This is a genomic window from Mesorhizobium sp. M7D.F.Ca.US.004.03.1.1, assembly GCF_003998635.1.
Lineage (GTDB): Bacteria > Pseudomonadota > Alphaproteobacteria > Rhizobiales > Rhizobiaceae > Mesorhizobium > Mesorhizobium loti.
The window spans coordinates 1-560 of record NZ_RZQG01001690.1; the positions used below are offsets into that span (position 1 = coordinate 1).

Genomic DNA, 560 nt, shown 5'->3' on the forward strand with positions numbered 1-560 from the left:
GGCCTCGGCCGGGTGCGCCAGCAAAATGCCATCGCCGTCGCGGCCGAAGATGTCGAGCACGGCGACATGGGGCAGGGCGCCGACGCGGGCCAGTTGCTTGCGCTCCTTGGTCAGGACGCCTTCGTCCTGCAGGTCGCGCAAAATGTCCTTCAGCCAGATGCGGTCGTCGCCGCGCAGCGCGAACGCCTTGGCAATGTCGCGTTTTCCCGCGCGATCGGGATTTTCGGCGATGTAGCGCAGGATTTCGTCACGCGATGGCCGATAGTCGTCCTTGACCTTGGCCCTCGTGTCGGCGGTGCGCGGATCGCCGTGGCTCCTACCGGTGATCCTGCGCGCCACGCTGTCCTACCCTTTTTTCTTCGCGGCCGGCTTCTTCGAAGCCGGCTTTTGGGCCGCCGTTTTCTTGGCTGTGGTTTTCTTGGCAGCAGGTGCCTTAGCCGCTGCCGCCTTGCGGAACGGCTTCTTGCCGCCACCGCCCTTGGCTTCCTTCTCGGCAATCAGCGCCAGCGCATCCTCGATCGTCACCGACTGCGGATCCCTGCCCTTGGGCAGGGTGGCGT

The 560-nt window shown here is 65.5% G+C and carries 1 protein-coding gene and 1 pseudogene; both read right to left on the reverse strand.

The genetic code is table 11. The annotated features are described in order from the left end of the window. Nucleotides 1-339: pseudogene (locus tag EN935_RS39510) on the reverse strand (ribonuclease R); the annotation flags it as partial. Between the two features lie 6 nt (nucleotides 340-345). Further along, nucleotides 346-560: topoisomerase C-terminal repeat-containing protein (locus EN935_RS39515; RefSeq protein ID WP_164771906.1), on the reverse strand; the 215-nt coding region annotated here is incomplete at its 5' end.